Raw genomic sequence first — 4,420 nt, forward strand, 5'->3', positions numbered from 1 at the left:
CACCTGCGCCATCGCCGAAACCGGCACCGGCCATGCCGTGCCGGTGGACGTCAGCGTGACCCTGCCCGATGGCCTGACGGACGCCGGCGGGCAACCGGTCAAACGCCGTCGACTATGGCGCGATGGCAGCGGCACCGAGGTGCTCCAGCCGGGTTTATACATCGACCGCAGGCTCGGGGCGCTGCACTTCGAAGTGACCAAGGGCAGCGTTGAGGCGATGCTGGACGCTGACGCTACGACTTACAGCGGCAATGTCACGGTGATCTGGGACTCCGAGGTATAGCCCAAGGCCCGACTACTGGCGAGCCACTAACGGCTGACATTGGGTATGGCTGCCGGGCTGCAAGTAGGCCGAGAGAAACGGCGCCATGCCCTTGAGCACCTGTACCGGCAAGGCCGAGGTGAATTTGAAGTTCTGTGCCGAGGCGCCCGGGACAAAGGCGGTCAGGGTGCCGAAATGGCTGTCGCCGATGTAGAACACGAACGTGGCGGTGCGGTTGATCGATTTGGAACTGATCACCCGTCCGCCCGAGCCGACGGCTTCGATACGGTTGTCGCCGGTGCCGGTCTTGCCGCCCATGGCCAGCGGCGTGCCGTCGGCCAGTTTGAAGCTGCCCGCGACGCGTTTCGCGGTGCCGGCGTCCACCACTTGCGAGAGGGCGCCGCGCAAGGCCCTGGCCACTTCCACCGGCATCACTCGCTTGCCGTTGTCGGGATCGCTGACCAGTCGCGTCTCGTAGGGTGTGTCGACGGCAAACTGCAGGCTGTCGACACGCAGCGCCGGTTGGCGGATACCGTCGTTGAGAATGGTCCCCACCAGTTCCGCGAGGGCGGCGGGGCGGTCGCCGGAGCTGCCGATCGCGGTGGCCAGCGATGGCACCAGATGGTCGAACGGATAACCGACTTGCTGCCAGCGCTGATGGATGTCGAGGAAGGCTTCGATTTCCAGCATGGTGCGGATGCGGCTGTCGCGAGCGCTCTTGTGCCGGCTCTTGAACAGCCAGCTATAGACCTCCTGGCGCTCGAACTGGCTGGCCTTGACGATCTGGCTGAACTTGGCGTCGGGGTTGTTGAGCAGATAACCCATCAACCACAGGTCCAGTGGGTGAACCTTGGCGATGAAGCCCTGGTCCGGCAGGTCATAGGCGCCGGGGCCGTAGCTTTGATAGAGCCGCTGCAGACGCTCGTCGGTGAGCTTTTCGGCGCTCTTGGCGTTTTTCAGATGGGCGCGTACGAAGCGGTTGAAACTCTCCTGGCTGTCGTTGGGAAAGAAATAGCGGTGCACGGCGGCGAGGCGGATCGCGGTGGGACGCATGCCGTCGAGGAAGGTTTCCAGGCGCTGGGCGGTGTCCTTTTTCTGGTATTTCTTCCAGAACCTGAGCAGGAACGAGGTGCCCTCGCGATCGGCGAACTGGGCCAGGTATTCCTGGCGGCGCGGGTCCTTGTCATCCTTGAGCAGTTCGGAGCTGTTGTTGGGACCGGCATAGGTGGCGTAGCGCACCAGGTCGCGCATCAGGCGAATGAACGGCAGGTTGATCGATTCGCGCAGGGCGTCGCGCATGGTCGGCAGGCGACCGTCATCTTCCCTGCGAAAGTTATGAAAGGTATGCAGTCCGCCGCCGGTGAAGAATGCTTCGCCGGGGCTGGCGGAATAGGTGCGGTCGAGTGCCGCTTCGAGCATTTTCGGCAGGCTGCGATCGGTGTTTTCAATCAGGTAGTCCACCGCCCAGCGCGACAAGCGGTCCTGGTCGGCGATCTCGGTTTTCTTCAGTTGCGCCGGGGTCTGTTGGGCGTAGCGCTGATGCAACTCGGCAATGATCTGCAGGTAGGTGGTCAGCACCCGCAACTTGGCGGTGGAGCCCAGTTCCAGCTTGCTGCCCTCGTTGATGTCGAAGGGCTGGTCGGTGCTGTCGGTTTGCACCCGCACGCGCGAACCGTCTGGGGTCAGTTCCAGCAGGGTAAAGCTGTAGCGCACCTGTGTGGTGCTGGTGGGGGTCAGCAGGCGTTCTCCCATCAGGCCGATCTCGGCGGCGAACGCCGGGTCGGCCAATCGCTTGAGGTACTCGGTGGCCTGGGCCTGCAATTCGCTTTGCAAGGTACTGGTCGCCGACAAGTCGAGGCGATCGAGGTCGTACAGCGGGCGATTGAGCAGCGTGGCGAGACGACTGCGGGCGGCGCTGATGCCCTTGTTGGTCTCGTTGGGCTGGATCGTCGGTTGCTGCACCCAGTCGCGATAACTGACTTTGCTCGCCAGGGCGGCCTCGGCCAGGGCCGCATCGATCACGCCGTTCTGCGCCAGCAGCCGGATGTGGCTGTCAGTCAGGCGAGCGAGTTCATCGTGGCCCTTCGAAAGGTAATGCGAGGGCCGCCGCTGGGCGATCATCAGCGAGAGCATTTCCCGCAGGGCCAGGCCCTTCTGCGCCAGGCTTTCGGGGTCGGTGGCGGTGCTGAACAGGCGTTCGTTGGCCTTGTTGAAATCGGCGCCGTACCAGACCCTCAGCCCTTCCGCCATGCCATGGACTTCGCCATGCCCCGGAACAGCGGAAAGCGGCACGCTGTTGAGGTAGTCGCGGATGACCCGCTGGCGTGCTTCAAGAGTTTGTGGGCCGGCCTGGTAGGCGCGCACGCTGGCGGAAATCATCTGGCGGATCTTCTCCGCTCCCGACACGGTCAGGCCCTCTGGGGAGTGCCGGTATTTTTCCAACTGCGTCGCCAAAGTGCTGCCACCCGCCGACTGGCCGGGCAAGCTCAGCAACTTGGCCACTTGCGACCAGGCCGCCATGCCGAAACGCGGCCAGTCCACCGCCGGGTTTGCCAACGGCTGCTTGGGGTCGAGCAGGAAGCGGTTCTCGATGAACAGCAGGCTCTGCACCACGAGCGGCGGGATGGCATCGAAACTGGCGTACAGCTGTTGTGGGTATTTGAACTGATAGACCGGCGCGGCGCGGCAATCGGTGATGGTCAGCCCGGCCTGGATCTTTTCCGCGTAGGGCACGAACAGGCCTTTTTCGACATAGCCCATCAGCTCTGGCGAGAAACGGGCCTGGGCCTGGATCACATAGTCGCGCTTGATCAGTCGCGGCAGGAACTCCCCCAGCGAGCTGTAGCCCAAGCGCCGGTCGAACGGACCCGCCCCGGGATAGACGATGGCGTCGCTGGGCCCCGGTTGCACCGAATAGGTCAAGGACGCGGCGTACTGGCTGATCTCCCGGGCCTGGAACCGGGACGTGCGCATCTCCTTGGCCACGGCAAGGCCGACCACCACGACGATAATCAGCAACAACAACCAGAACGCTCGCCAGCCATGCCGTGCGCGGCGTTTTTTCTTGGGTAAAGGCGCTTCTTCCATACGTTCAGTCGGGACCACAGGTTTATTCGAATCGGTTTGCCACAAAGCGCCCATAGTCGACTGATCCATTCACGCAGATTGATCGGACTTGCTTGAAGCTTAGACGGTGGTTGGCGTGGGGGGAGGGAAATTGTGGCAGTCAACTCAAGGTCACTGAGTGGCGAGGCTTGTGTGGCGAGGGAGCTTGCTCCCGCTCGGTTGCGCAGCAGCCGCTAGCTTTCAAAAGCTGAAACGCGAGGGCGGCTTCGCCACCCAGCGGGAGCAAGCTCCCTCGCCACAACGGCACTTTAGAGCCATATCGCATCCCAGAGCGGGTAGTCACCAATGCGTGCTACCAGGCCGGCGCGAAGAGGGGTGGCGATGATGTAGCGGGCGCAAGGCAACAAGTCCTGGTTATCGCGGATTGCCCTGTCATGAAATCCGTTTTGCCAGAAAGCGCCCTGCCTGCCCATGACTCGATTGATAGCAAGGTTGCTGCGGGATTTCACTGCCTGCATCACGTTGGGCAGTTGGGCTTGTTCCAATTGCAGCAGCCAATGCAGATGATCCGGCATCACGACCCAGGCGAGAGAATTGACCTGACACTGCTCATGCGCCAAACGCATTTCCGCAGCCAGCAACCTGCCTAGCTGCAAGTCGTTGAAGAGAGGTGCGCGTCGGTGGACTACCGTAGTGACGAGGTAGCCTCGCCCCGGATCCGAAGAGCGTCCGTGGCGAAGACGATGAGAGTTTGGACGTTGAGGATGCATTCCGTGCTTCCTTTGACTGGAGAAACTATTACGGTAGCTCCGCTCGTTCCGCCCCGACGCGTTGATGACTGAGCGACTTTCCGAAAACAACGTAGTCCCGTGGCGAGGGAGCTTGCTCCCGCTCGGTTGCGCAGCAGCCGCAACGGTGGCATGGCCGAAGCGTTTTCCAAGGCTGAAAAGCGCGGGCGGCTGCGCCACCCAGCGGGAGCAAGCTCCCTCGCCACGGTAGGTGTGTTTTCAGGAGAGGTGATCGCCAGCCTTGCGCGAGGAATACGCAAGTGCTTGTAGTCGTCATGGCTGAGGCGCTTTTGTGGGGGGGGGG

2 protein-coding genes and 1 pseudogene are annotated in these 4,420 nt (G+C 62.6%); 1 reads left to right on the top strand and 2 read right to left on the bottom strand.

The annotated features are described in order from the left end of the window. A pseudogene (locus tag ACE04F_RS07440) lies at positions 1 to 283 on the top strand (hypothetical protein); the annotation flags it as partial. A 12-nt stretch (positions 284 to 295) separates the two neighbouring features. Here ACE04F_RS07440 and ACE04F_RS07445 read toward each other — a convergent pair. Together ACE04F_RS07445 and ACE04F_RS07450 are read right to left on the bottom strand one after the other, a co-directional pair. Then, entirely contained in the window at positions 296 to 3,403 is a 3,108-nt protein-coding gene (locus ACE04F_RS07445; protein WP_486105630.1) for a transglycosylase domain-containing protein, read from the bottom strand. A 233-nt stretch (positions 3,404 to 3,636) separates the two neighbouring features. Next, a complete protein-coding gene (locus ACE04F_RS07450) occupies positions 3,637 to 4,098 on the bottom strand; it encodes an REP-associated tyrosine transposase (RefSeq protein ID WP_486105631.1) in 462 nt (153 codons plus the stop codon). Between the last annotated feature and the right edge of the window lie 322 nt (positions 4,099 to 4,420).

This window comes from Pseudomonas sp. AGC41 (assembly GCF_057334555.1).